The sequence below is a fragment of the Moorena sp. SIO3E8 genome (assembly GCF_010692445.1).
Classification (GTDB): Bacteria; Cyanobacteriota; Cyanobacteriia; order Cyanobacteriales; family Coleofasciculaceae; genus Moorena; species Moorena bouillonii.
On record NZ_JAAHHM010000037.1, the window covers coordinates 37093 to 61868 of the forward strand.

Genomic DNA, 24776 nt, shown 5'->3' on the forward strand with positions numbered 1-24776 from the left:
TTAATTGGTAATTGGTAATTAGTAATTGGCTGATAGCTGATAGCTGATTGCTAATTGCTGATTCCTCAAAGTATAGTTATCAGACTAACCCTTTAGGGAAATAGCATTTGAGCCGTCTGGTTCAGAAGCTGCCGAGATAGTAGCAGCATTTTGTTCCGCCTCCAGTTTCGGCTTCAAGTACAAATTTTCTAGTACCAGAGCTGCACCAGCTACCCAAGGGGGAACAATCAAAGCACCAAGAATCCCCAAAACCTTTGCACCACCTAGTACTGCCAACAACTGATATAAGGGGTGAACTCTTACAGAAGACCCCACCAGTAGGGGGTCAAGAATATAGGTTTCTAGATTCTGAATAATCACAAATAGTAGCAATACCCACGAGAAAGTCCATCCCCCTTGAGCAATTGCCACAATTAATGCTGGAATTGCTCCCAAGACCGGACCAAAGAAGGGAATCAAATTGGTCACCCCAGCAATTACACCCAAACCCAAGGCAAACTCTGACAGTCCCAAAAATTTTAAACCAACAGTAATCGCCATGCCTAAAATTCCTGAAACCACTACTCGCCCCTGGATGTAACCCCCCATCCGTTGGCTGACTGGCTTGACTTGGGCTGCCAATTTTTCATCCCAGGGTTTGGGAAACAAACTTACCCCCCCTTTAATCAATTGTTCAGACCCAGCTAACATATAACCAGACAGCAGTGTTGCCAGAATTACGGTAAACACTCCAGCCAGAAGACTCCTTGTCAATCCATAGGACTGCACTACTAACTGCTGAGAGGAACGAATCACCCAAGAGGTAACGGTCCCAGCATCAAACATTTGACTCAGAGCTGGTTCAGTCATCCCTAGGCGAATCGCTAAAGCATCTAACAAAGAGGTTAAAACCTCTAAATATGCTGGTAGTTTCCGAAATAAACGCTGAATTTGCTCAGCTACTGTTGGTCCAATCACTAAGCCTATCCCTGTCAAACCAGCGATTAAGCCTAAATAAACCAGAATAACCGCTAGCCAGCGGGGAATCCTTAACTTTTCAGCACTATCAATAATTGGTGCTAGAGTAGACGCGAGCACTACTGCAATCATCAGTACTACTAGCAAAGCTCTCAGTTGCCAGAGCAGGACGATTGTCAAGCTAGTAGCAACAATCAGCAGTAAATTAGCTAAGGAGATTTTAAGGCGTAGCATAGACTTCCATTTGCATGTTGAGTGCCTGCAAATAGTCTACAGAGAAAACAGCTGAATTAGTTGAAGGTTGGAGGTACGGTATTCAACCTACCTTCAACCTTGATCAATCCAACTCCTCTTCACCCACATCATGAAGGGCTGGAGGAGCATCACCGGGTGTCCGCAACATTTCCACCATCTCCTGAATTTCTGCTGGAGGTGGGGGTGTCAGGCGAGAAACCACTACAGTCACGATGAAATTAAGCACCATCCCTACGGTACCAATCCCCTCAGGGGAAATACCGAAAAACCAGGGTGTCATACTATAGAATTTCACCCCAATGATGTAAACGGTGGTAAAAATTAACCCTACCACCATGCCAGCAATTGCCCCTTCTCGGTTGGTTCGCTTATCAAATACCCCTAGCAGAATCACTGGGAAAAAGCTGGCAGCGGCTAAGCCAAAGGCAAAGGCTACCACTTGGGCTACAAATCCAGGGGGATTGATACCAAAGTAACCGGCAATGGCAATGGCAGCAATTACCATAATTCGACCTACCATCAATCGTTGGGACTCCGATGCCCTAGGATTAATGATGCGGTAGTAGACATCGTGGGCGATTGAGCTAGAAATCACTAGCAGTAATCCTGATGCAGTGGATAGAGCGGCGGCTAGTCCTCCTGCTGCTACTAGGGCAATCACCCAGGGAGCAAGTTTGGCTACCTCTGGTGTGGAGAGTACGATGATATCTCGGTCAATCTTTATTTCATTGGTGTCTTTGTCCGGTTTGAGCTCAATCTTGCCATTGCCGTTTTTATCGTCAAACGCCAATAAACCAGTATTTTCCCATTTCGTTGCCCAGTCGAGCTGACGCACTTCCTCAATGGTATGGTTATGGAGGCTATCAATCAGGTTATAGCGGGCAAAGGCAGCAACGGCGGGAGCTGTGGTGTAGAGTATGGCAATGAATAATAGCGCCCAGCCAGCGGAATAACGAGCAGCTCTAGCATTGCGTACGGTGTAAAAGCGTACAATCACATGGGGAAGTCCAGCAGTACCGACCATCAAGGCGATGGTGATAAATAAGACATCCACCATGGACTTGTTGGCAAAGGGTTTAGTGTATTCCTGGAAACCCAGATCTACCTGAATTTGATTGAGTTTGGGGATAATGTCACTGAAGGTGAATCCTAGCTGGGGAATCGGGTTGTCGGTCAGTAGAGTTGCGATCGCAATCGCTGGAATCAGGTAAGCCACAATCAACACGCCATACTGGGTTACTTGAGTCCAGGTAATTCCTTTCATCCCCCCCAGGACGGCAAAAAATGCCACAATTACCATGCCAATCACTACACCCTGAACGATATCCACTTGCAGAAAGCGGCTAAATACAATCCCTACCCCTCGCATCTGTCCTGCGACATAGGTTAAGGAGACAAAAATAGCAGCAATTACTGCTACCAACCGAGCAACATTCGAGTAATAGCGGTCTCCTACAAAGTCCGGTACTGTATATTTTCCAAACTTCCGCAGGTAAGGGGCTAACAATAGCGCTAGTAGGACATATCCTCCTGTCCAGCCCATCAGGTAAATTGAGCCATCATATCCTAAGAAAGAGATTAGCCCTGCCATAGAAATAAAGGAAGCAGCAGACATCCAATCCGCTGCTGTAGCAGCACCATTAGCAACAGCGGGAACACCTTGATCTGCTACGAAAAACCCTTTACTATCGCGCACCCGAGAGCGCCAACCAATGTAAAGGTAGAGAATAAAGGAAATAATGACCAATACACTGGTCCAAGCTTCAACTGTCATAGATATTTCTTTGTCTGAATAATTGCTATAGCGCTGCGCGCAGGGAATCGGGAATCGGGAATCGGGAATCGGGAATCGGGAAAAAATCCTATGTACATCATTACTATGAGAAACCCCATATAGGGATTGTTAGTAATTAAAAAACGGTATTTTTTGATTTAAAAATACTATAGAATTTCCCTATTACAATTCCTAAATTGTAAGTGCTAATTGCTAACTATAAACAACTATACTTGATAGTATACTTTAGTTAAGCAACGCCATTTATTTACAAATTTAGTTGCCAACATTCAACATTACTTTTTGTATTTACGGTCAATTTTATCCATCTGTATAGCGTAGATAAAAATTAGGACAACAAAGGTAAAAATACTCCCTTGTTGTGCAAACCAGAAGCCTAGGGGAATATTCCCTACACTGACATTGTTGAGTAATGTTACGAGCAGAATGCTGCATACAACGGATACGAATGCCCAAACAATTAGGAGATTCCGAATTAATGCGACGTTGGCACGCCAGTATGCCTGACGCTTGTTCTGGTTCATAGTTTTATTAGTAATGTACTAAATGTACTATTTGCGTTTGACTAGTTTCTGGATATAGAGCAACCACCGATAATTGCCCTAACATGGCGTATCGGTATTTCAAAATGTGCTAATGTATACAGAAAATTTGCGGGAGCTTAGGGATAGGCTACACCAAAGGTGAACACAAACCGTCTTTTTGGAGTTTTCTTAATAAAATTAAACAATTCTGGGGATTGACTGGTGTCTTTAGGTTATGGCATTGCTTGATGCGCACCAGCATCAGCTGATCACAGCTGTGCAATTTACCACTGCCCCAGACCGCTTGTCCCGTTGTTTAAAGGAATCTTAAAAGAATTGTGGATACTATTTCGTCAAGAAACGTAAAGCTTAGAGCAAGATTATGTTAAGTTTTGATAAAAAATATCGTAAGTTGCTCACCAAACGCGATCGCTAAAATTAAACCTCCCCATCTCCCCATCTCCCCATCTCCCCATCTCCCCATCTCCCCACCCTCCCTGTAATTATGGGTATTCAACCTGACTTGATATAAGAGTAGCCCTATTTATGGGTGCTACCATCAGGCATAATAGTATTGCTTAAGTTCGCCCCCTTGAGGTTGGCACGATAAACTCTGTTGGGAGAACCCCAATCAGTAAGATCCAAGGTATAGTCTAGTTCTGCTCCCTTGAGGCTAGCGTCGGAGAGGTTGGCATCGGAGAAGTCAATTCCCCTCAAGTCAGCCCGTTCAAGATTGGCTCCCATCAAGTTAGCCCCCCTGAGATTGGCACTTATTAAATAGTGATCGAATGGCAATGAAGCACTTGTATTCAGCTCAGCCAGTTTTGCTTCTTGGAGATTCGCTTTCTCTAGGTTAACTCCACTGAGATTAATCCCTACCATATTGGCTTTTGATAAATTAGCTTCCCTGAGGTTAGCTCTTTCGAGCTTAATTGCTTTGGCGAAAATATTTGATAAGTTTGCTTCTTGGAGATTAGCTTGTTCTAAGTTAGCTTCTGTTAGATTGCTCCAAATAAGGTCAGCTTTTTTCAGGTTAGCTCTACGGAGATTAGCCCCACTAAGGTTAGCTTTTTTCAGGTTGGCGTTTTCGAGGTTAGCCCCCTCTAAGTTGACCCCTACCAAATTAGCCTTTTCTAGATTAGCTCCCGCTAAGTTAGCCCCTTCTAAATTAGCCTTTTCCAGATTCGCTCCTTTTAAATCCTCTCTGGAAAGTTCTAGCCCTGCTAAATTACAGTTTTGACAATTTTTTGTTTCCCGTAACTGGTCGAGAGGATTGTCTCGATTCATAATCAGCCAAGTAATTCCCAAAAGGGCAACCAATCCCAAGGAAATTCCCAAGATAAACGATTGTCTAAGTTTCATTGATGTGAGCTATGGTAGTTTTGGCGTTGCTGAATAATGGAATGATTTTAAGGGTTTTGTAGAATGGGCATCTTGCCCGTTCGAGATCTGGTCGGGCGGGCAGGATGCCCACTCTACTCCGATTCATTGCTTGATTCAGCAACGCCGTAGTTTTTGCTATCTCTGTTTTATCAAACTTGCTTTAAACCTTGATTTTTGCTGCTGAAAAGGCCGACTATTGACTATAGTTTAGGACTTACGAAGTTGAGTTAGTTTTGCCCCCCTAACCCCCCAAGTTTGGGGGGAATGATGTTAAAGTCCCCCAGAATTGGGTGATTTAGGGGGCTTTGCGTCAGTCCTGTTGTTGTTTTTGTATAATCCATGGCAGACTATAAGCAAGCACTGGTTAAAGACGGTAAGAATCCAGAAGGTTTAATTGTCTTTCCTGCCTTCATTACCCAGAAGGAAATGGATGCCCTTAAAGACTTTAGAGTGGGGGATCGGGATACCTTTGTTGTCGCCTATCCTAAATCTGGGACAACGTGGATGGAGCAGATTGTTCACTTGCTCGCTAATAATGGAGAGCAGGGGGACAAAGTATTGAGTGAAGCAGTGCCTTGGTTAGAAGGTGCAGCAACTCGTTATGGAGGTTTAGAGAATCTTATCAAAACTCCTGGCGATCGCCGTTACTTTCACACTCATTTACCCTTGTCTTTGATGCCAATGTTTGGGGAAACTAAAGCAAAGTATATTTATGTTGCTCGCAATCCTAAGGATAATGCTGTCTCCTATTATTATCATGCATTGAGCAAAATGGGATACGAGGGGAGTTGGAGGGAATTTATTCAACTATATCGTGAAGGTAAGGTCGCCTATGGCTCAATATTCGATCATGTATTTGACTGGTGGAAAGCGAGCCAACATTCAGATAATGTCATGTTTGTCAAGTACGAAGACATGAAAAAGAATTTAGCTCAAGTCGTTACCAATGTTGCTAGCTTTATCGATATTCCTTTAACGTCCGATTTATTAGATACTGTGGTTGCTGCTAGTGACTTTTCGGCAATGGCAATCAATCCCAAAGCTAATCTGGATTGGGTTCCTCAGCGAGAAGGTATCCCCAAACATATGCGCAAAGGAATTGTAGGCGATTGGAAAAACCACTTTTCTTCAGAAGAGACTAGTAGTTTTGATGCTCTATATCAATCCAGAATGGCACAATTTGGTCTGGAATTTGAATTTGAAGGGAGTAGGGAGTAGGGAGTAGGGAGTAGGGAGTAGGGAATATGGCATCAAAAATTGTCACCATTGATTTAGGATTCCTATAGTAGTTTGCCAGCTTAGCTTTGTGAACATCTCCATCAATTGTGAGTGCTGAGTTTGAGTGCTAAGTCTGGTTGACAGTCAACCTTCAACCTTTAACCTTCAACCTTTAACCTTTAACCTTCAACCTTTAACCTTCAACTTTTAACCTTCCCTACACCAAGCACCAAGGGCGAACAAGTTGTTACTTTCACAATTCAGCCCGTAGTCTTCACAATTCAGCCGACACCTTCACAATTCAGCTGCAGTTTTCACAATTCAGCCTTAATTGCGATGCCATGTGGTAACGCCACCACCCTGATCAATCAACGTAATCCCTTGAGCTTGCAAGTCATCGCGAATGCGATCGCTTAATTCAAAGTTCTTGGTTTTCCGTGCTTCAGCTCGCTGCTGAATCAGTGCCTCTATTTCCCCATCACTCAATCCATCCGTAGAAACTTCAGTTTCTGCGGATGGTTGTGCTTCTAACCCTAATACCTGGGCTAATTCCACGAGACTACGCCATTGCTGCTCTAATTCTGAAGCAGGAGTCTCTGTTTTACCCTGATGTACGAGGATATTGCCTTCCCGGCGTAACCCTTTGGCCACTTCAAACAATACCGCTAAGCCTCCAGCAAAGTTTAAGTCGTCATCTACGGCTTCTTGGAACTGTTGCGCTATAGTTTCTTTTACCTGCAAGGAGTTAGAGGGTGTGGGTGTGGAGGATTGATTATCCCATCCTAATTGTATACCATAGTTATGGCCAAACAGCAAGCCCTCTTTGAGAGTTTGCCAGCCATTGGTAGCAGATGCGATCGCATCATCAGTAAAATCTACTGGCTTACGGTATTGCGCCATTAACACAAATAGCCGCACTGCCATCGGGTCAACGGGACGGTCGAGTAAGTCTCGGATAGTAGTAAAGTTGCCTAGAGACTTAGACATTTTCTCTCCATCCACCTTGACCATGCCATTGTGTAACCAATAACGGGCTAGGCTTTTACCAGTTACGGCTTCCGATTGAGCAATTTCATTTTCGTGGTGGGGGAAAACTAAGTCAGAGCCACCAGTATGAATATCAATGGTTTCCCCTAGCATATCTCGCACCATCGCCGAGCATTCAATATGCCAACCTGGACGACCTGCTCCCCAAGGGGATTCCCAGGAGGGTTCCTCTGGCTTAGCGCTTTTCCAAACCGCAAAATCAAACGGGTCTTTCTTCTTAGGCTCAGTGGAGTCTGCTACATCTACCCGTCCACTGGCTCCTGCTTGCAAATCCTCTAACTTGCGCCCAGACAGTTTGCCGTAGTCATCAAACCGACGCACTGAATAGTACACATCCCCATCCGCTTCGTAAGCATAGCCCTTTTGTTCCAACTCACACACCAGTCGCTTGATTCCATCTAAGCTATGAGTCGCGCGGGGGTAAGCATTAGCCTCTTGGACATTCAGCCTTGCCATATCTTCAAAATAGGCATCAATGAAGCGTTCAGACACTGCCTCCATAGAGGTGCCTTCCTTTCGCGCTCGGTTCAGGATTTTATCATCAATATCTGTAAAATTTTGGACATAATTCACATCATAGCCCCGCCATTGTAAGTAGCGACGAGCAGTATCCCAGACAATACAAGTTCTAGCATGACCCAAGTGGCAAAAGTCATACGCCGTAATGCCGCAGCAGTACATCCGGACTTTACCAGTTTCCAATGGCTCAAAGGATTCCTTGCGGCGGGTTAAGGTATTGTAAAGGTGTAGGGTCATGACAAAGAAAAGGTAAAATCACCAACAGTGGGCTATAGATATACTTTTGACATCCTCCCTGGTTAAATCATAGATTATAACTAGGGATTCCTAAGACTCACGACTTAGGTTTCTGTTTCCTTCTCCCCTTGGGGGAGTTTTTCGCACCAGCCTTCCGAGATTTACTCTCTTTCGCCGTAGGCGACGCTACGCGAACGGGTCTTACGGTCGCTCCGCAGACTGACACGGCAAGTCCTGCCGCCAAAATGTTAATTGATGCATTGATATCACGATTAGCCCGAAGGGCTACGCTACGCGAACGTGGTGAGCATTGCAGGATGGGCAATCCCATTCCCGAATATTCAAAGGTAAAGACTCAAAACGATTTAGGCACACAGAACACAGTTTGCTACTAGGAAACCACTTATCAATGGCAATGGCTTCTCTATTATACCATTGAGACTTGTACTTAATCTGACGAATTATTTCCGCCCAGTTGGCCTCACTGATAACTTGAGCTAGTTTGTGATTTTTGACCAGATTTTTCACAGCTAAATCTTCAAACGCAATCAATTGGTTTTCTCTGACCAGTTGAGTAGTTAGCTTGTGGGTAAAATCTCGTCTAGCGTCTTTGATTTGTGCATGCACCCTGGCCACCTTTAACCTGGCTTTGTAACGATTGTTAGAACCTTTTTGTTTTCGTGACAAAGCTTTTTGGTATTTAGCTAGCTTTTTCTTGAGCTTTTTAAAATGTTTGGGATTAGCAATTTTATCTCCGTCGCTTGTTGTGATCAGGCTGGTAACTCCTAAGTCCAAGCCAACTTGTTTGTCTGTGGTCGGTAAGCTCAAATCTCTATGGTCATCAAACCTAATTGATATCTGCCACCGATCAGATGGGTCTAAGCTAACTGTAACAATACTTGGAGTGCAGTTTGCAGGTAACTGACGACTCCAACGAATCGCTAAAGGTTCTTTGCATTTGGCAAGATAGACTTGACCATCTTTCCATTTGAATGCTGACTTAGTAAATTCTGCACTCCCACCATTACGTTTTTTCTTGAAGTTAGGATACTTAGCTCGACCGGCAAAAAAATTAGTAAAAGCGGTTTGTAAATGTCTTAATCCTTGCTGAAGAGGAACCGAACTAACGTCATTCAAAAAAAACAAGTCATCCTGTTTTTTCCATTCTGTCAACATTAAGGAAGTTTCCTTGTAGCTTATCCGTCGGGAGCGTTTGTACCAACCTGAAGTCCTAGCATCTAAAGCTTTGTTGTAAACAAGTCTTACACATCCTAGAGTTCTCCTCAACATAGTTTCCTGTTCAGGGGTTGGATAGAAACGGTAACGGTAAGCTTTTTCGACCATTATTTACTCTTTAATATACATTCACATTTTAATCTATTCTGTGTAAAATGTCAAGTGGAGGTGCGACCCGTGGCGAATTTAATTCGCCGAACGCGCCCCGCGTCGCCTTTGGCGAACGGAAAGCGCACCTAGCAATTCATGAGGGGCTGTGTGGGTCACCTGCGTCCGCACTTTATAAGCCCCGTCTCCCGTTATACCCGTAGGGTTAGCGGGAGATGAATTGCTGTTTTAGATAAAATACGATATCTTGGTATATCTTGATTCTCAACTGTTTTCACAAGTTGCCTTATGCAAACTTTACCGACTGATTCCCCATCTGGTCAAGGGATGGAAGCTCCGAAACAAGGCTTACCCGTTACCATTATTACCGGTTTCCTGGGTAGCGGCAAAACCACCCTCCTTAACCATATCTTAAGTAATCAAGAAGGCGTCAAAACAGCGGTCCTTGTTAATGAGTTTGGTGAAATTGGTATTGATAATGAGCTGATTATCAATACTGATGATAATATGATCGCCCTGAATAATGGCTGTATCTGCTGCACCATTAATGATGATTTAATTGAAGCAGTTTACAAGGTATTGGAGCATCCAGACAAGCTGGATTATTTAGTGGTGGAAACCACCGGATTAGCTGACCCCTTACCAGTGGCGCTAAGCTTTTTGGGCACAGAATTGCGAGATATGACTCGTCTCGATTCTATTGTCACTATGGTAGATTCAGAAAACTTTAGTCTCGATCTATTTAATAGTGACGCGGCAAGTAGTCAGATTGCTTATGGGGATATTATTATCATCAACAAGACTGACTTGGTAGATGAAGCCAATGTAGACCAATTGGAAACCCGGATCAGAGATATGAAAACTGATGCTAGGATTTTGAGAACTACTAAAGCCCAAGTGCCAATTCCTTTAATTCTCAGTGTTGGTCTCTTTGAGTCTGATAAGTATTTCGACAGCAAAACATCAGATCATGATCATCACCACCATGATCATGATCATGACCATGATCACCACCATGATCATGACCATCACCACCATGATCACCATGACCATGATCATGACCATCATCACCATCATGACCATGATCACGCTCATCACTATCACTCCGATCACCTAGAAATTGACGGATTCACTTCCCTTTCTTTCGAGACTGACAAGCCCCTAGGGCTTCGGAAGTTTCAGGATTTCCTAGACAATAAGTTACCCTCTAATGTGTTCCGCGCTAAGGGAATTCTCTGGTTTGATCAAAGTCCTCACCGTCACATCTTCCACCTCAGTGGTAAGCGTTTCTCTATTGAAGATGATGAGTGGAAAGGTGAACCAAAAAATCAATTAGTGCTGATTGGACAAGATTTAGATCATGATACATTACGTGAGGAATTAAACCAGTGTATATCTTCAGAGTCTACCAATACAGGGACGGGGATTTGGTAAGTAATGGTTGAAGGTTAGTTTGTTGAAGGTTGAAGGTTAGTTGGTTGAAGGTTGAAGGTTAGTTTGTTGAAGGTTGAAGGTTAGTTGGTTGAAGGTTGAAGGTTAGTTTGTTGAAGGTTGAAGGTTAGTTGGTTGAAGGTTGAAGGTTAGTTGGTTTAAGGTTGAAGGTTAGTTGGTTGAAGGTTGAAGGTTAGTTGGTTGAAGGTTGAAGGTTAGTTGGTTGAAGGTTGAAGGTTAGTTGGTTTAAGGTTGAAGGTTAGTTGGTTTAAGGTTGAAGGTTAGTTAGTTGAAGGTTGAAGGTTAGTTGGTTGAAAATGGATAGACATTTTATGCCTCAATCTCCAATCCCCTCAATTAAAGCTGCTAGAAAAAGTAAATTTAATTTACCACCAGGACCAAAAAGATATTTACTGTTTCAACTTTCTAAACTTCAGCATCAGCCAATTGAATATTTTGGGCATATGTGGCAGGAATACGGAGATTTAGTACGCCTGCCAATCATGCCAGGATTAAGTTTAAATTTGGCGAGCCATCCAGATCATGCAGAACATATTTTGTCTAGCCATCAGGAAGGATATGGAAAGCCAGATCTATTTCTCAAATCCATGAATTTACTTCAGGGGCAAGGACTTTTTAGCAGTGAAGGAGAGGTTTGGCTTCGACAGCGACGCTTAATGCAGCCAGCATTTCATCAAAAGCAATTGGTTAAACTTCATCATGTAATCCTTGATTGTGTAGAATCACTTCTGGGTGAATGGTCGGAAAAACCAGAAGGCGAGATTATTGATATTGCAGCCGAAATGTCACGGCTTACTTTAAAAATTGTCAGTTCCACCCTATTCAGTATTGATATCAGTAGTAAGACAGATAAACTAGGGCAGTCTTTGCGAACAGGTTTGGAATATGTCTATTACCGAATGAATAGCCCCCTGGCACTACCTGTATGGATGCCTACCCCCAGAAATCTTGAGTTCCGTAAAGCAAAACAAACACTCGACCGCCTCGTTTTAGACATTATCCAGTACCGTCGTGAACATCCCTCAGAGCAAAATGATTTGCTGTCAATGCTTCTAGCTGCTCAAGATGAAGAGACTGGAATCGGGATGAGCGATCGCGAACTTCAAGACGAAGTAATTACGTTAATTAATGCCGGACATGAAACCACAGCTACTGCATTAGCTTGGACATGGTATCTAATCGGAACCCATCCTGATGCTATGGCTCAGATGCAGGATGAAGTACAAACCGTTTTAAATGGAAATTACCCTACGGTTGAGAATTTGTTCCAACTGGAATACACTCGTCGCGTATTTGATGAGTCTTCACGTCTTTGCCCAATCGGTTTAGGGCTACCGAGAGTTGCCTTAAACGATGATGAAATTCAAGGATATTTTATTCCCAAAGGTACCATTTTCACTATTGCTCAATACTTCATTTTTCGCCATCCTGATTTTTGGGATAATCCAGAACAGTTCGACCCTGACCGATTTCTACCTTAAAAAGTGAAGCAAAGACCTAAATTTGCCTTTTTTCCCTTTGGTGCAGGTCAACACATCTGTATTGGCAAAAATTTAGCTCTGATTGAATCTACACTAATCTTAGCAGCTATCATACAAACGTTTCACATTGAATTAGTTCCTAATCAATCCATAGAAATAGATCCCAGATTTTCCCTAAGTCCTAAATATGGCATTAACGTTAGAGTGCGGAAAAGACATTAAGCTATAGCAATTCTATGACTTGTAAGGTACAAATATCTGGGTTTTAGGGAGCAGGGAGCAGGGAGCAGGGAACAGGGAACAGGGAGCAGGGAGCAGGGAGTAGGGAATAGGGAACAGGGAGCAGGGAACAGGGAACAGGGAACAGGGAACAGGGAACAGGGAATAGGGAAAAAATACTGTGTACCTCAGGTGCGACCCCTGGCGAATTTAATTCTTAATGGGTCAAGCGCACCTAATAGCTACGATAAACACTATATATAGCAATTCTATATCTCATAAGGTACAACTTGATCCCCCTAAATCCCCCTTAATAAGGGGGACTTTGAGGTTTATAAGCCTACCTCATAAGTGCGATTTTACTAATTTAAAAAAAAGCATTTTGTTAGCGTATATTTCAGACTATCGCTGTTTTTTTATTCCCCCTAAAACTACCAAAACAAACTTTTTTAAAAGCCTTGACAATTAAATTTATAATCATTACAATAATCATTGTAAACCCGATGAGTTGGATTTTTTATTCATGTCACAAAAATTTTCCCAAAATTTCAAAAAACAACCTGCTCACCACGTCTTAAAAGGTTCTCGTGAAGCAGTAATCTATAGCATGCAGATGCTTTATTCCCTAGGCTATGCGGAGATTGCAGAATGGACTCCTCTGGAGAAAACTGATGTTCCCGGGGAGGTGATGACTACCATAACCAAGTATTGGCTGTTGCCATAACACCTTGTCTTGATGCAGTCGCTCATGGGGGAAACCCCCAAGACCGCGCTGCATCGCTAAATTTCTGGGGGGGTTTCCCCCCTTGGCCAAGTCACCTTTGGCCAATCCAATCTGATCACATCGGGTTACAATTGGGAAGTTAGTGACATCGCGATTTTAACTGACTTATTGTGGAGTTGAAATAGCCGTGGATAGTAGTTCTACGGCTATTTTTTTTGAAGCTATCAGCTATCAGCTTAAGCGCTACGCGCACGCTACGCGAACAGCTATCAGCTTAGAGGTTGTCTGAGAAGTCTCATTTGCTAGATCAAAGCCCCCGTTGGTCCCCCAATTTTGGGGGACTTTTAGAAGCAAATTGACTCTTGTTCCCCCCAAAGTTGGGGGGCTAGGGGGGCAAAATTCAGTATCAAAAAACTTTTCAGATATCCTCTTAAGCGCTACGCGAACAGCTACGCGCAATCGGTGCTTTTGAATACAATAAGCTGACGGCTGACGGCTGACGGCTGACGGCTGAATGCTTAGCTAAAATACTATTAGCCTCAACTAATACTTAAATCATGGATGATTTAAATTACTATTTAGACAAATACGACGCTATACCTTTAGATACTGATCAATACAAAAATAGTTATGTCGGCTGGGCACTAGACTTTTTTATTGATGAAACAAAGGTAATAAATCCTTATTTAGATATTACCTTAAGATTATACTTAACCGATGCGGAAACTAATTATAACGATAATTTTAAGAATGACTATTCAACCTTTACGTGTTTCTTAATCTGGAAATTACTTAAAGCGCTGAAAAAACATCCTTCTTTTTGGTGGAGATTTATTAACGATAAATGGTATCAAATTAATAACCCACCATTATTTTGTCCGACAGCAGTGGGAGGGAAAGCTCGATTTTTACCAATAATCATCAATAATGCCACAAAATTAGGATGGCTTGAATTTTCAGAACTATACAAAAATACCAAAGACAGTATTTTCGCTAATCCTATATGGTCTAATAATAGAGATATCTCCTATGCTTACCAACTATGTCAATTTGTTGGTAATCTTCCTGGCTTGGATTTTATAAGTTTTGCTATGCAGACAGGTCGTGAAAGTACCCAGAGTTTTTTCTACTTTGGAAAGCGAACCTACGACGAAAATAAGCAAACATTAACGGTGCCTTTAGCTATAAAATTTCACCATAGCAATTTAGATCCATTCCTAATCGAATTGTTAGTTAAGGATTATCTAGCTGAATTAAGTAAGCTTTAATACAGCAGTTTTTACTTGGGTGAGTACAGAGTTTCTGGTTTTAGGGAACAGGGAACAGGGAACAGGGAATAGGGAAGACAGAAGAGGGAACAGGGCAAAAATTCTGTGTACCTCATTCGGCTAAAAACCGCTATAGATCAATAGGCAAAACTGCGCTCAATCCCTACTCCCTACTCCCTACTCCCTACTCCCTACTCCCTACTCCCTACTCCCTACTCCCTACTCCCTACTCCCTACAACTCAATCGAATAATAATCCAAAGCACCTTCTCCCGCACCCTGAGTCCACCGTGAATCAGGTTTCCAAGCACCATTAATTTCTTCCCGACGGCGAGTGTAGACAGTGAGCTGATTATCCTTTATTTTCAGTAGATTATATTGCCAAGGATAACCGGGTATGAGTTCAAAGGTGGGTGCGCCAAAGGTACCAGCACCAATTTGGTCGAGTTTGCGCCCACCTGGACTGAGGTCGTAACGAAAAAGGCTGGTTTCGGCTCTGTGAATGTGTCCGTGGAGGAAGAAGCGGAATCCAGCAACGGCTAGTTGTTGGATGAATCCTTGGTCAGTAATCCTATCGCTTCCAGCACTATTCAGGGCATGGTGCCAAACGGCTAGTTTCAGGCAGTTGCCGTAGTCTGGGTTACGGCGAATTTCGGTCAGGGCGTTGCTCAGAGCACCGGAGTGGATGCTAGCCCGGTCTCTGAAGTGGTGATCCAGTTGCCAAGCGGAGTTTAGTCCTAGGATCAGCAAGTTTTGGTCTGGGAAATAGTCAATAATGGCTTGCTGGTCATAGTCGAGGGGATAGGCTTCAGTTTTGATAGCTTGATAGAATTGGCTGAAGTGGGCAAACCGTTGTTGGTATTTGGCTTCATCTGGAACTCCAATCAGGTCTTCACGTTTGATGTAGTGACCCTCTTTGAGTTCACCCTCGTAGTCTTCTTGATACAAAAACTGATAAGCTTGCTTTGCTAGTTTCCAATTGAGGTCATGGTTACCAGGAACTAGAACAATTTGCTTGGAGTCTAGGGGAAACTCTTGGCGGAGGTTGTCGAGAAACTGTTGTGCAGCCTGGTATTCCTCTGGAGTGGAATAATTCGCGATATCACCGGAGAGGATCAGAGCATCAAGGTGAGGGATGTCAAGGTCTTGGGTTAGGTCTTGGGCGAGTTGGTTTGACCAAAGGGTAGCTTGCTCAGGGCTGGTGATGTGGAGGTCCGAGAGGTGGAGGATGTACATGTTTTGAGTCGGTTTGGGACGATAGGTTGGGTTGTAGATTTGGTAGCGCTCTTGAATGGCGTTAAGGACATTTATGGTTGTCTGAAAAATATCCTGATTGTGAGTTGCTGCCAATTCTTCCTTGTTCAGGAGATTAATCAGTTTAGGAATAGTGGCTTCTGTGGCGATTTTTTCCAGAGCATCTGCCGCACTCCTACACACCCAAGAGTGGTCATCATACAGCAATTTAATTAAGGGGTCAATCGCCACTTCTGTCCCGATTTTTACCAGAGCTTGTGCCGCACGAATACGCACAGATGAGGAGTCATGATCCAGCAATTTAATTAAGGGGTCTATAGCGGCTTCTGTCCCGATTTTTTCCAGAGCTTCTGCCGCATGAATACGCACACTATAGTCGTCATCATCCAGCAATTTAATTAAGGGGTCGATGGTGGCTTCTGTGCCAATTTTTCCCAGAGCATCTGCCACACGAATACGCAAATCAGAGTCGGGATCATCCAGCAATTTAATTAAGGGGTCGATGGTGGCTTCTGTCCCGATTTTTCCCAGAGCATCTGCCACACGAATACGCAAATCAGAGTCGGGATCATCCAGCAATTTAATTAAGGGGTCGATGGTGGCTTCTGTCCCGATTTTTCCCAGAGCTTCTGCCGCACTCCTCCGCACATCAGAGTCGTTGTCATCCAGCAATTTAATTAAGGGGTCTATAGTGGCTTCTTTCCCGATTTTTCCCAGAGCAGATGCCGCACTACTACGCACAGATGAGCGGTAATCATCCAGCAATTTAATTAAGGGGTCGATGGTGGCTTCTGTCCCGATTTCTCCCAGAGCATCTGCCGCCCTACTACGCACAGATGAGCGGTAATCATCCAGCAATTTAATTAAGGGGTCGATGGTGGCTTCTGTCCCGATTTCTCCCAGAGCATCTGCCCCACTACTACGCACATAATAGTTGTGATCATCCAGCAATTTAATTAAGGGGTCGATGGCGGCTTCTGTCCCGATTTCTCCCAGAGCATCTGCCGCCCTACTACGCACATAATAGTTGTGATCATCCAGCAATTTAATTAAGGGGTCAATCACCACTTCTGTCCCGATTTTTCCTAGAGCATCTGCCACAATTTTACGCACATCAGAGTCGTTGTCATCCAGCAATTTAATTAAGGGGTATATGGTGGCTTCTGTCCCGATTTCTCCCAGAGCATATGCCGCAATTCTACGCATATCTGATTCGGAATCATCCAGGCATTTAATTAACCCGTAAATCGTGGCTTCTGTCCCAATTTTTCCCAGAGCATTTGCCGCCATAATTCGCACATATGAGTGGGGATCATCCAGGCATTTAATTAAGGGATCAATCCCCGCTTCTGTGGCAATTTTTCCCAGAGCATCTGCCGCCATAATTCGCACATATGAGTGGGGATCATCTAGGTATTTAATTAAGGGGTTAATCGCCGCTTCTGTGCCAATTTTAGCCAGAGCTTCTGCCGCACTTTTACGCACCCAATATTCGGGATAATCCAGCAATTTAATTAAGGGGTCGATGGTGGCTTCTTTACCGATTTTTCCCAGAGCTTCTGCCGCCCTAATACGCAGATTTGAGTCCTGATAATCCAGCAATTTAATTAACGTATCAATCTTGGCTTCTGTCCCGATTTTTCCCAGAGCATCTGCCGCACGAATACGCACATAATAGTTGTGATAATCCAGGCTAATTAAGGGGTCGATGGTGGCTTCTGTCCCGATTTTTCCCAGAGCATCTGCCGCACGAATACGCACCAAATAGTGGTCATCATCCAGCAATTTAGTTAAGGGGTCGATGGTGGCTTCTGTCCCGATTTTTCCCAGAGCATCTGCCGCACGAATACGCACCAAATAGTGGTCATCATCCAGCAATTTAATTAAGGGGTCGATGGTGGCTTCTGTCCCGATTTTTTCCAGAACTTCTGCCGCCATATTACGTATATATGAGTTGTGATCATCGAGGTATTTCCTTAGCTCAGGTATCGCTTTTTCTGATCCAGTTATTCCCAACAGTTCAACCTTAACTAAGGTGGGAACCTTTAACCCAGCCACCAACCCAACAGTCTGCTCCTGAAACTCCGGTTTTACTGCTCCTGCTAACCTCGCTCCCAGTTGCCAATCCACTACTAACCCTAAGCTGACCACCTGCTGGGCTTGGGCTTGATCATCTAGCAATTCCAGCATCAGCACCAGAGGTTCTGTCCATTTCAAATAATTGAGATAGTTTTGTTGTAACTCCTGATCCCTAAGATGTGGTAATTGCTTGAATAAATATTCTGCTGTATAGTATTCTTGGATAAGTTGGTGTCGAAACTCAATCAACTCTCCTGATTGTTGAATCAAGTGATGCTTCAGTAAGTCCTTTAGCCAAGTCCTAGCGCGAACTTTAGGATCGAGACAACCATTCTGACGTAGATAGTTAGTTAAAATTTCCTGGGCTTTTGTCTTGGGAATAGCAACAGTAATCTCTTTGGGCTTATCCCCAGTTGTCATCACAAACCCTAACTGTTGCAGCAGCTCTGGCCAAAATTCTCTTGATTCCTCGGAAACATTAACATCTTTCTTGATTTTATTAGAATAAGACTCGGTAAATGAGCGAAACACTAAACCCAGATTCGACGGTATCTCTCCGTTATCCCGAAACAGGTAACATAGCATCATCAATAGCAGGGGAGTTTGGCCAAATTCCCGTAAGCGATCGCCCAATTGGTTAAGCATCTGCTCTCCCTTTTCTGGCAAATATTTTCGGACAAACTCCGACATTTGCTCTGCACTCAAGGGTTGCATTTCCAACTTCTTTTCAATCCCCAAGTCACCACCAACTCCTAAATCCCTAGTGGTGAAAATCATTGGAGTACGCTTCTGGTAATCCTGCCGAAACTGAGTCAAATCCACACGTGCTGCTTCTGACGGTAGCTCGTTCACCCCATCGATCAGTAACCAGAATTGCCCTTCAAACAATAGTCTTTCGATTTCGGTCGAGTCGAGCAGTACATCATGGCGTTTGATAAAATTCCGCACTAACTCTAGCACCGATGTCTGGTAAGATCGCAGTTCCACCAGCACCGGAATTTTCCCTGGTATTCCCTCATCCCCCAACAATCGCACTAACGCAGTGGATTTGCCCGAACCCGGACGGCCCACTAGTAAGACATGATCAACAGCATACTTGCGCAATCCGTCTAGGACAGGCAAGCGCTCAATTTTGTCCCGATTTTTGTCTTCTTCCCGATTTTCGTCTCGTTGTGGCTGCTCCGACTTGATGGTTTGCACCATTAGGCCAAAATCAAACAGCCTAGGGGTTGGTTGCTGCGGCTTGCGTTTACGGCCTTGGACATCGGTGAGGGTATAAACTTGCCACCATTGGGCGTAGCTGTCACGGATTGATGCTAGATAGGGATCCCAATTGACCATCTTAAGGATCTTGTATGAAGTTTGAATTATATTGCACCCTTGTCATTCATTCTAGCTGGGCAGCTGAGTTGGTGGGCAGTGCTTTGGGATGGGATCGGGAGCTGAGCTGATTGGTCTGCTGCACTGCCCACCCTACATCGGCTGAGTTGGTGGAACTGGCATCTTGCCAGTTTCAATATTATGTTGGGGCGGGCAGTTGGTGGGCAGTGCTTTGGGATGGGATGGGGAGCTGATCTGATTGGTCTGATGCACTGCCCACCCTACATCGGCTGAGTTGCTGTGGAATGGGCATCAGGCGTGGAACTGGCATCTTGCCAGTTTCAATATTATGTTGGGGCGGGCAGGTTTCAATATATGTTGGGGCGGGCAGGATGCCCGCTCTACTGCTATGCTCAGCCAGTGGAATGGGCATCAGGCGTGGAACTGGCATCTTGCCAGTTTCAATATATGTTGGGGCGGGCAGTTGGTGGGCAGTGCTTTGGGATGGGATGGGGAGCTGATCTGATTGGTCTGATGCACTGCCCACCCTACATCAAATGGTGTGGTTGTGATTGTAGTTATGATTTTAGTTGACAAAATTCCCTATAAGTGTTCCTACCCCTTGCCCTAGATATTTCGATCTCCTGATCACCCCATTTCCAGGTATTCCAGTGCTATTGTCTGACTAGTAACTGTTGAAATAATCAAGACTTAGGCAATTGCCCCCTAAATCCCCCAATTCTGGGGGACTTTGACATCATTACCCCCCAAAATTGGGGGGCAGGGGGGCAAAACCCACTCAACTTCCTACGCAATTGCCCCCTAAATCCCCCAATTCTGGGGGACTTTGACATCATTACCCCCCAAAATTGGGGGGCAGGGGGGCAAAACCCAGTAAACTTCGTAAGTCCTAATAATATTTTTTTTGTAAATTAGTTGAGAAAGCTTTGCATTTGAAACCTAAATCGACTAAACTAGTGTAGGAGTATTAGCAATAACTAAGTCTTAGCTGCTCAAATCTTCCCTTAACCGAGGCAGCTTAGTTCCAGCTTTTAATAAAAAATTATTTCATTATTGATTATGGATCCATCTATATCTGAATCAGAGGCCAGTCAGGTGATTGAGATCAAGTGGGGAGACCGATGGCAAGTCTATCGGCGCTTGCAAGAGTTAGAGATTCCCTGTCACTGTAAGACTGACCAGCCCTTGAAAGCTGAAATCGATAATGTCACGGCTTTGATTCAAATTTGGAGTATCCTCAGACAGCTAACCCTTCCGCGCCAAGAGTTAATATCCTGGCTCGATGATTGCTGGCAGCTTCCTAGCAAAAGGCGCAAGGAGAAACTTTAGGGAGTGTGGGGAGTGTGGGGTGTGGGGTGTGGGGTGTGGGGTGTGGGGTGTGTGGGAGGTGTGGGGAGTGTGGGGAGTGTGGAATCAGCGACTCCATCAAGACAATACTAATGCTGCGAGGTCTACTCAACCCTCAACCAACTAACCCTCAACCAACTAACCTTGGCCTTTCGGCCACGCTACGCGAACAACCTTCAACCTCCCAACCTTCAACCAACAAACCTTAAACCTTCAACCTCCCAACCTTCAACCAACAAACCTTAAACCTTAAAAGAATACCGTTACTATCAATTCATGACAAAACCAGCAATTCTACATTTAGAAGGGATTACTAAACACTTTGAGCAAACCACTGAGCCAGCAGTGGGGAATGTGTCGTTTACCCTGTATGAAGGGGATTTACTGGGATTAGTGGGGCCATCTGGCTGTGGCAAAACGACTTTACTGCGGATTGTAGCTGGGTTTGAGCGACCCCAAGCCGGACTAGTGGTATTGGCAGGACGGAAAGTGACTGGGCCAGGGTATTGGTTACCACCAGAACAGCGCAATACTGGTATGGTGTTTCAAGACTATGCTCTATTTCCTCATCTGACCGTAGCAGAGAATGTGGCGTTTGGGCTTAAGCAGAATCGGAAACAGAAGAGTGGTGTCTGTGTCAAGGGTAATACGGAAGATGCGATCGCATTAGTCGGATTAGCTGGCATGGGCAAACGTTATCCCCACGAACTCTCTGGTGGTCAGCAGCAGCGAGTAGCCCTAGCCCGTGCCTTAGCCCCCAGACCTAAATTAATTCTATTGGATGAACCCCTCAGCAATCTGGATGTCCAAGTGCGTCTGCGGTTGCGTCAGGAAGTGCGAGCTATTCTCAAAGAAACCGGAACCTCTGCTATATTTGTCACCCATGACCAAGAAGAAGCCTTGTCTATTTCCGACCAAGTGGGAGTCATGCGTTCTGGTCGATTAGAGCAATTGGGGACACCAGAAGAAATCTATACCAATCCCAGCTCTCGCTTTGTAGCAGAATTCGTCACCCAAGCCAACTTTTTACCAGCCCAACGCAGAGGAGACCTATGGGAAACAGAAGTAGGCTCCTTTGCCATCAGAGTCAATGATGCCATACTTAATACTAAACTCGATCAGCTGGAGGAAGGGGAGCTCATGCTTCGGGAAGAAAATGTTCTTCTCAACCCTGACGATAACTCCACCGTAGTGATTCAAGACCGACATTTCCTAGGTCGTGAATACCGCTACTGTTTACAAACCGCTTCCGGCAAAAAACTCCACGCTCGCACCAACCTAAGCACTCAACTACCGGTAGGAAAGCGGGTGCGACTGTCTGTAGCTGACCCATCAGTACCGATATTTGCCTGAGGGAACAGGGAATAGGGAATAGGGAATAGGGAGTAGGGAGTAGGGAGTAGGGAGTAGGGAGTAGGGAGTGTGGGGAGCAAGGCTTGCGGTTTCCATGGGGCTGACATTGAATGTACCTCATAAGTAGGGAAAACGCTATAACAAACTGAAAGCATCAAATCTTATCACTGTTGCCTGTTCTCCGTTCCCTGTTCCCTTACAGAAGTAATAACAATCAATTTTAGTACTGAAATAATCGAATCTTATCACTGTTCCGCGTTCCCGATTCCCGATTCCCGATTCCCGATTCCCGATTCCCGATTCCCTACCTTGACAGGTCAAGATCTCAATTAAACAGATGGAGTTAATCCTGTTTATTCTCTCCTGACTGATTGCCATTAGACCCTGAGTCATTGCCATTAGAGGATTGGACTTGCTTGAGATGAATCTTATTCACCTGAACAATATAATGTTCTATGGCCTTTTGTGATTGTTGTTGACGTCGCGGGCCATCGGATGAATCAGAAAAGCGATAAGCTGGAGTAACTCCCAAGACAAATTTTTCCTGTTCCGCTTCTAACAATTCAACAGTAGTGTTGGCAGCAATCCAATTTTCTTGAAACGGAAAGGAAGTAGAGACACTAGCAACAATAGATGCAACAGCTGGAAATATTACCGGGAGCCACTTTAGTAATGCAGAACCAGTTTCTAATTTGTCTAGCAAGACTAAAATTGGTGTTATTCCCGATAAAATAATGGTTAACATTTGGGCAACATAGTAAGCATTTCGGGAGGTCTTGCGGGTTTTTTTATAATCGTCAATCAACTCCTGACTATAGTTTAGAGCTTTTTCTATTGCTAGAGTTATGGGATTATTATCCGTGGAATTATTACCGCACCAGAGCCCACTACACAGTTTAGATTTTTTGAGCAGTTGAAACTCATGATTAGCTTCTTTATAGTCTTGCCACAATTGTTTATTAATTAGAAACAGAAATATAAAAACGGCAAAACAAGCAGCGCTAACGATTAGCAATATTTGACGGTGTGAGATAAAAAGAGAGGCAATTCCGACCCCAACCGCAGCAGCCAGGAATAAATAAGAACCTATGCTTATTAAAACTGAAGGTTTTGAAATTGATGAAGAAGAGATTTGCTCTATTGTCTTAGGAATTTTAGTCTCTGGAATTCCGTCAACTTGCGTTGCTTCCAAATTCGTCATTTTTATCTAATTGTTAATAAAGTTAATGGACAGAATTGTCTCCAGTCAATTCTAGCAAGTGGGCATTGCTGATTGGTAGAGTACTCAGAAATCCCACTGTTCACCCTCCGTTATGATTTTTTTTTGAAATTTTGCTGTTTGACCCAGTGGTGCGTTACGGGGCGGGCTTTACCAACCCTGGCTACGAGGTTGAAAATGACGGCGAGACCCCCTAACGCATCCTATGCAACTCCCTATATTTTATCGAAAATAGGAGAGTTTGAGAGGGGAAAGAATACCCAGTCCTCTTAGGTCGGGGATGAATTTCCCCTCTCAAGTGGCGTAAGCCACAATCTGTTAACTAGGCAATACACCGGCTTTTCCCAACGCTTCCAAATATTCGGACAGACTTACACCGGCAACGGAAGCTAATCGCTTCAGTCCGTTCCATGCTGTATCCGTCACTCTAATGGTATGTGCTCCTTTGGGTTCCCCGTGAATACAGGGTCTTCCCATTTTTTTTGTTTCTGTTTTAGCCATTTCCTGATCACTTTACGATTCTATAATCTATAATTAAGATAGCACGGATAAAGAGGTCGATACCATGCAATACGGATACGTCTACAAGCTCATTCCAAGTTCTCAGCAGATGACTGTCATGAATCGGTGGCTGGATATGCTCAAAGCGCAGTACAACTATCTGTTAAGGGATAGGAATGATTCCTATGAGCAGGTTAAGTCACCTAAAATGGGGAATTACTGCGACTTGAGGACTCGTGGAGAGGCGTGTCCGTTGACTTGCTCGGTCAATAAGTCAACCTCTGTTGGTTATCCTTGGAAGAAAAGCCAGAAAAATCCTAGACGTAGTGTTTATGAGGTTCAAAGTTCTACTCTTCCGAGTTTAAAAAAAGAACGCCCTTGGTACAAAAAAATACACTCAACTGTCCTGCAACAAATGCTCAGACAGTTGGATACCGCCTTCTCAAAATTCTTTAAAGGTGAAGCAGGGTATCCCAAACCGAAAAGACCTTCTCGTTACCGGAGCTTCAAGTACTCACCAGGTCAAGTAAAACTTGACGGCAATCGAATTTACTTGCCCGGAATAGGATGGATGAGATTTTATAATTCTCGTCCTATCCCAACAGGTTTCACGATGAAATCTGTGACCGTGCGTCGAAAGTCACGGGGTTGGTTTGTCAGTATTCAGATCGAGGACAAATCAGTTCCGTTACCTCCGGTGAAAACTACTGATGAAATCAACCCAAATTGTGTCAAAGGATGCGATTTAGGTATCAATAAACTTGTCAGTACTTCTGATGGCGAAACTATTGCAAACCCATCTAACACTCTTAAGTTCAAGCGTCAAAAAAGGCGCTTGAAACTAAGACAAAGAGTTGCGAGTCGGAAGCAGAAAGGCTCAAATAACCGCAAAGAATCTTTTAGTAAGGTTGCGTCGTTACACGAACGATTAGCCAACAAGCGTTCTGCGTACCATTGGGAAGTGGCTAAAAAATTGACCGATGGTACAGATGCCCTGGTTTTTGAAGATCTCAACATTAAGGGTATGAAGTCTCGTTGCAAACCCAAGCCCAATCAGGATGGTGGATATGATGGCAACGGACAATCTGCCAAAAGAGCACTCAATCGTGTAATATCTGAAGCCGCCTGGGGAGAACTAGTGCAGCGCGGCAGAAATACTTGAGCAGCTGCTGATAATGGTAAAATAGAAGGATGAACTGCTTACCTACTCGATGCTCAGCTTACCCTATTGTACTCTTCACAACTTGTGCTATGCCTGAC

General features: G+C 44.1%; 19 protein-coding genes and 2 pseudogenes. 10 read left to right on the plus strand and 11 right to left on the minus strand.

Annotated features, from left to right (window positions below; genetic code table 11):
- Window positions 1-84 precede the first annotated feature (84 nt).
- From F6K46_RS17555 to F6K46_RS17575, 5 genes are all read right to left on the minus strand, one after another.
- Window positions 85-1191 (minus strand): AI-2E family transporter, encoded by a 1107-nt coding sequence (locus tag F6K46_RS17555; RefSeq protein WP_293058057.1) that lies wholly within the window; start codon window positions 1189-1191, stop codon window positions 85-87.
- A gap of 103 nt (window positions 1192-1294) precedes the next feature.
- Window positions 1295-2986, minus strand: coding sequence for a sodium:solute symporter family protein (locus F6K46_RS17560; protein WP_293058060.1), 1692 nt, complete (start codon window positions 2984-2986; stop codon window positions 1295-1297).
- A 296-nt stretch (window positions 2987-3282) separates the two neighbouring features.
- Window positions 3283-3531: a DUF4212 domain-containing protein gene (locus F6K46_RS17565; RefSeq protein WP_075896264.1), complete on the minus strand. Its 249-nt coding sequence runs from the start codon at window positions 3529-3531 to the stop codon at window positions 3283-3285.
- 540 nt (window positions 3532-4071) lie between these two features.
- The gene (locus tag F6K46_RS17570) at window positions 4072-4893 is read right to left on the minus strand and encodes a pentapeptide repeat-containing protein (RefSeq protein ID WP_293058066.1); all 822 of its coding nucleotides are present in this window, start codon (window positions 4891-4893) and stop codon (window positions 4072-4074) included.
- Window positions 4883-5035, minus strand: a complete 153-nt coding sequence (locus F6K46_RS17575) for a hypothetical protein (protein WP_293058071.1) — start codon at window positions 5033-5035, stop codon at window positions 4883-4885. Before F6K46_RS17575 ends, F6K46_RS17570 begins: the two co-directional genes overlap by 11 nt.
- Before the next feature lie 218 nt (window positions 5036-5253).
- Here F6K46_RS17575 and F6K46_RS17580 point away from each other — a divergent pair, with 218 nt between their 5' ends.
- Window positions 5254-6132 carry a sulfotransferase domain-containing protein gene (locus F6K46_RS17580; RefSeq protein WP_293058078.1) on the plus strand — a complete coding sequence of 293 codons (879 nt, stop codon included), beginning with the start codon at window positions 5254-5256 and terminating at the stop codon, window positions 6130-6132.
- A 327-nt stretch (window positions 6133-6459) separates the two neighbouring features.
- Here F6K46_RS17580 and cysS read toward each other — a convergent pair whose 3' ends face one another.
- Both cysS and F6K46_RS17590 read right to left on the minus strand, forming a co-directional pair.
- Entirely contained in the window at window positions 6460-7935 is a 1476-nt protein-coding gene (gene cysS, locus F6K46_RS17585; protein WP_293058081.1) for a cysteine--tRNA ligase, read from the minus strand.
- Between the two features lie 97 nt (window positions 7936-8032).
- A pseudogene (locus F6K46_RS17590) lies at window positions 8033-9279 on the minus strand (transposase).
- 288 nt (window positions 9280-9567) lie between these two features.
- On the opposite strand from F6K46_RS17590, the gene F6K46_RS17595 reads away from it, so the two are divergent.
- The 4 genes and pseudogenes from F6K46_RS17595 to F6K46_RS17610 all read left to right on the plus strand — a co-directional run bounded on the left by F6K46_RS17595 (window position 9568) and on the right by F6K46_RS17610 (window position 14423).
- Window positions 9568-10713 (plus strand): GTP-binding protein, encoded by a 1146-nt coding sequence (locus F6K46_RS17595; RefSeq protein WP_293058084.1) that lies wholly within the window; start codon window positions 9568-9570, stop codon window positions 10711-10713.
- Between the two features lie 329 nt (window positions 10714-11042).
- Window positions 11043-12434: pseudogene (locus tag F6K46_RS17600) on the plus strand (cytochrome P450).
- A gap of 520 nt (window positions 12435-12954) precedes the next feature.
- Complete coding sequence (locus F6K46_RS17605) at window positions 12955-13155, plus strand: hypothetical protein (protein ID WP_293058087.1); 201 nt, start codon at window positions 12955-12957, stop codon at window positions 13153-13155.
- A 557-nt stretch (window positions 13156-13712) separates the two neighbouring features.
- Entirely contained in the window at window positions 13713-14423 is a 711-nt protein-coding gene (locus tag F6K46_RS17610) for a hypothetical protein (RefSeq protein ID WP_293058090.1), read from the plus strand.
- A gap of 233 nt (window positions 14424-14656) precedes the next feature.
- Here F6K46_RS17610 and F6K46_RS17615 read toward each other — a convergent pair whose 3' ends face one another.
- Window positions 14657-19096, minus strand: coding sequence for a HEAT repeat domain-containing protein (locus F6K46_RS17615; protein WP_293058092.1), 4440 nt, complete (start codon window positions 19094-19096; stop codon window positions 14657-14659).
- Window positions 19097-19206: 110 nt separating this feature from the next.
- On the opposite strand from F6K46_RS17615, the gene F6K46_RS17620 reads away from it, so the two are divergent.
- The 4 genes from F6K46_RS17620 (at window position 19207) to F6K46_RS17635 (ending at window position 21796) form a co-directional block, all read left to right on the plus strand.
- Window positions 19207-19329, plus strand: coding sequence for a hypothetical protein (locus F6K46_RS17620; protein ID WP_293058095.1), 123 nt, complete (start codon window positions 19207-19209; stop codon window positions 19327-19329).
- A gap of 46 nt (window positions 19330-19375) precedes the next feature.
- Window positions 19376-19669, plus strand: a complete 294-nt coding sequence (locus tag F6K46_RS17625; RefSeq protein WP_293058098.1) for a hypothetical protein — start codon at window positions 19376-19378, stop codon at window positions 19667-19669.
- Between the two features lie 486 nt (window positions 19670-20155).
- Window positions 20156-20425 (plus strand): Asr1405/Asl0597 family protein, encoded by a 270-nt coding sequence (locus F6K46_RS17630; protein ID WP_293058101.1) that lies wholly within the window; start codon window positions 20156-20158, stop codon window positions 20423-20425.
- Window positions 20426-20719: 294 nt separating this feature from the next.
- Window positions 20720-21796 carry an ABC transporter ATP-binding protein gene (locus F6K46_RS17635; RefSeq protein ID WP_293058104.1) on the plus strand — a complete coding sequence of 359 codons (1077 nt, stop codon included), beginning with the start codon at window positions 20720-20722 and terminating at the stop codon, window positions 21794-21796.
- 135 nt (window positions 21797-21931) lie between these two features.
- On the opposite strand, the gene F6K46_RS17640 is transcribed toward F6K46_RS17635, so the two are convergent.
- The 3 genes from F6K46_RS17640 to F6K46_RS17650 all read right to left on the minus strand — a co-directional run bounded on the left by F6K46_RS17640 (window position 21932) and on the right by F6K46_RS17650 (window position 23492).
- Window positions 21932-22189: a hypothetical protein gene (locus F6K46_RS17640; RefSeq protein WP_143727684.1), complete on the minus strand. Its 258-nt coding sequence runs from the start codon at window positions 22187-22189 to the stop codon at window positions 21932-21934.
- Window positions 22140-22997 carry a DUF4231 domain-containing protein gene (locus F6K46_RS17645; RefSeq protein ID WP_293058110.1) on the minus strand — a complete coding sequence of 286 codons (858 nt, stop codon included), beginning with the start codon at window positions 22995-22997 and terminating at the stop codon, window positions 22140-22142. The genes F6K46_RS17640 and F6K46_RS17645 overlap by 50 nt, the downstream gene beginning before the upstream one ends.
- Window positions 22998-23333: 336 nt before the next feature.
- The gene (locus F6K46_RS17650) at window positions 23334-23492 is read right to left on the minus strand and encodes a hypothetical protein (RefSeq protein WP_229415370.1); all 159 of its coding nucleotides are present in this window, start codon (window positions 23490-23492) and stop codon (window positions 23334-23336) included.
- 88 nt (window positions 23493-23580) lie between these two features.
- Between F6K46_RS17650 and F6K46_RS17655 the strand changes: the two genes are divergently transcribed.
- Window positions 23581-24678: a transposase gene (locus F6K46_RS17655; protein WP_293058115.1), complete on the plus strand. Its 1098-nt coding sequence runs from the start codon at window positions 23581-23583 to the stop codon at window positions 24676-24678.
- Window positions 24679-24776: the final 98 nt, after the last annotated feature.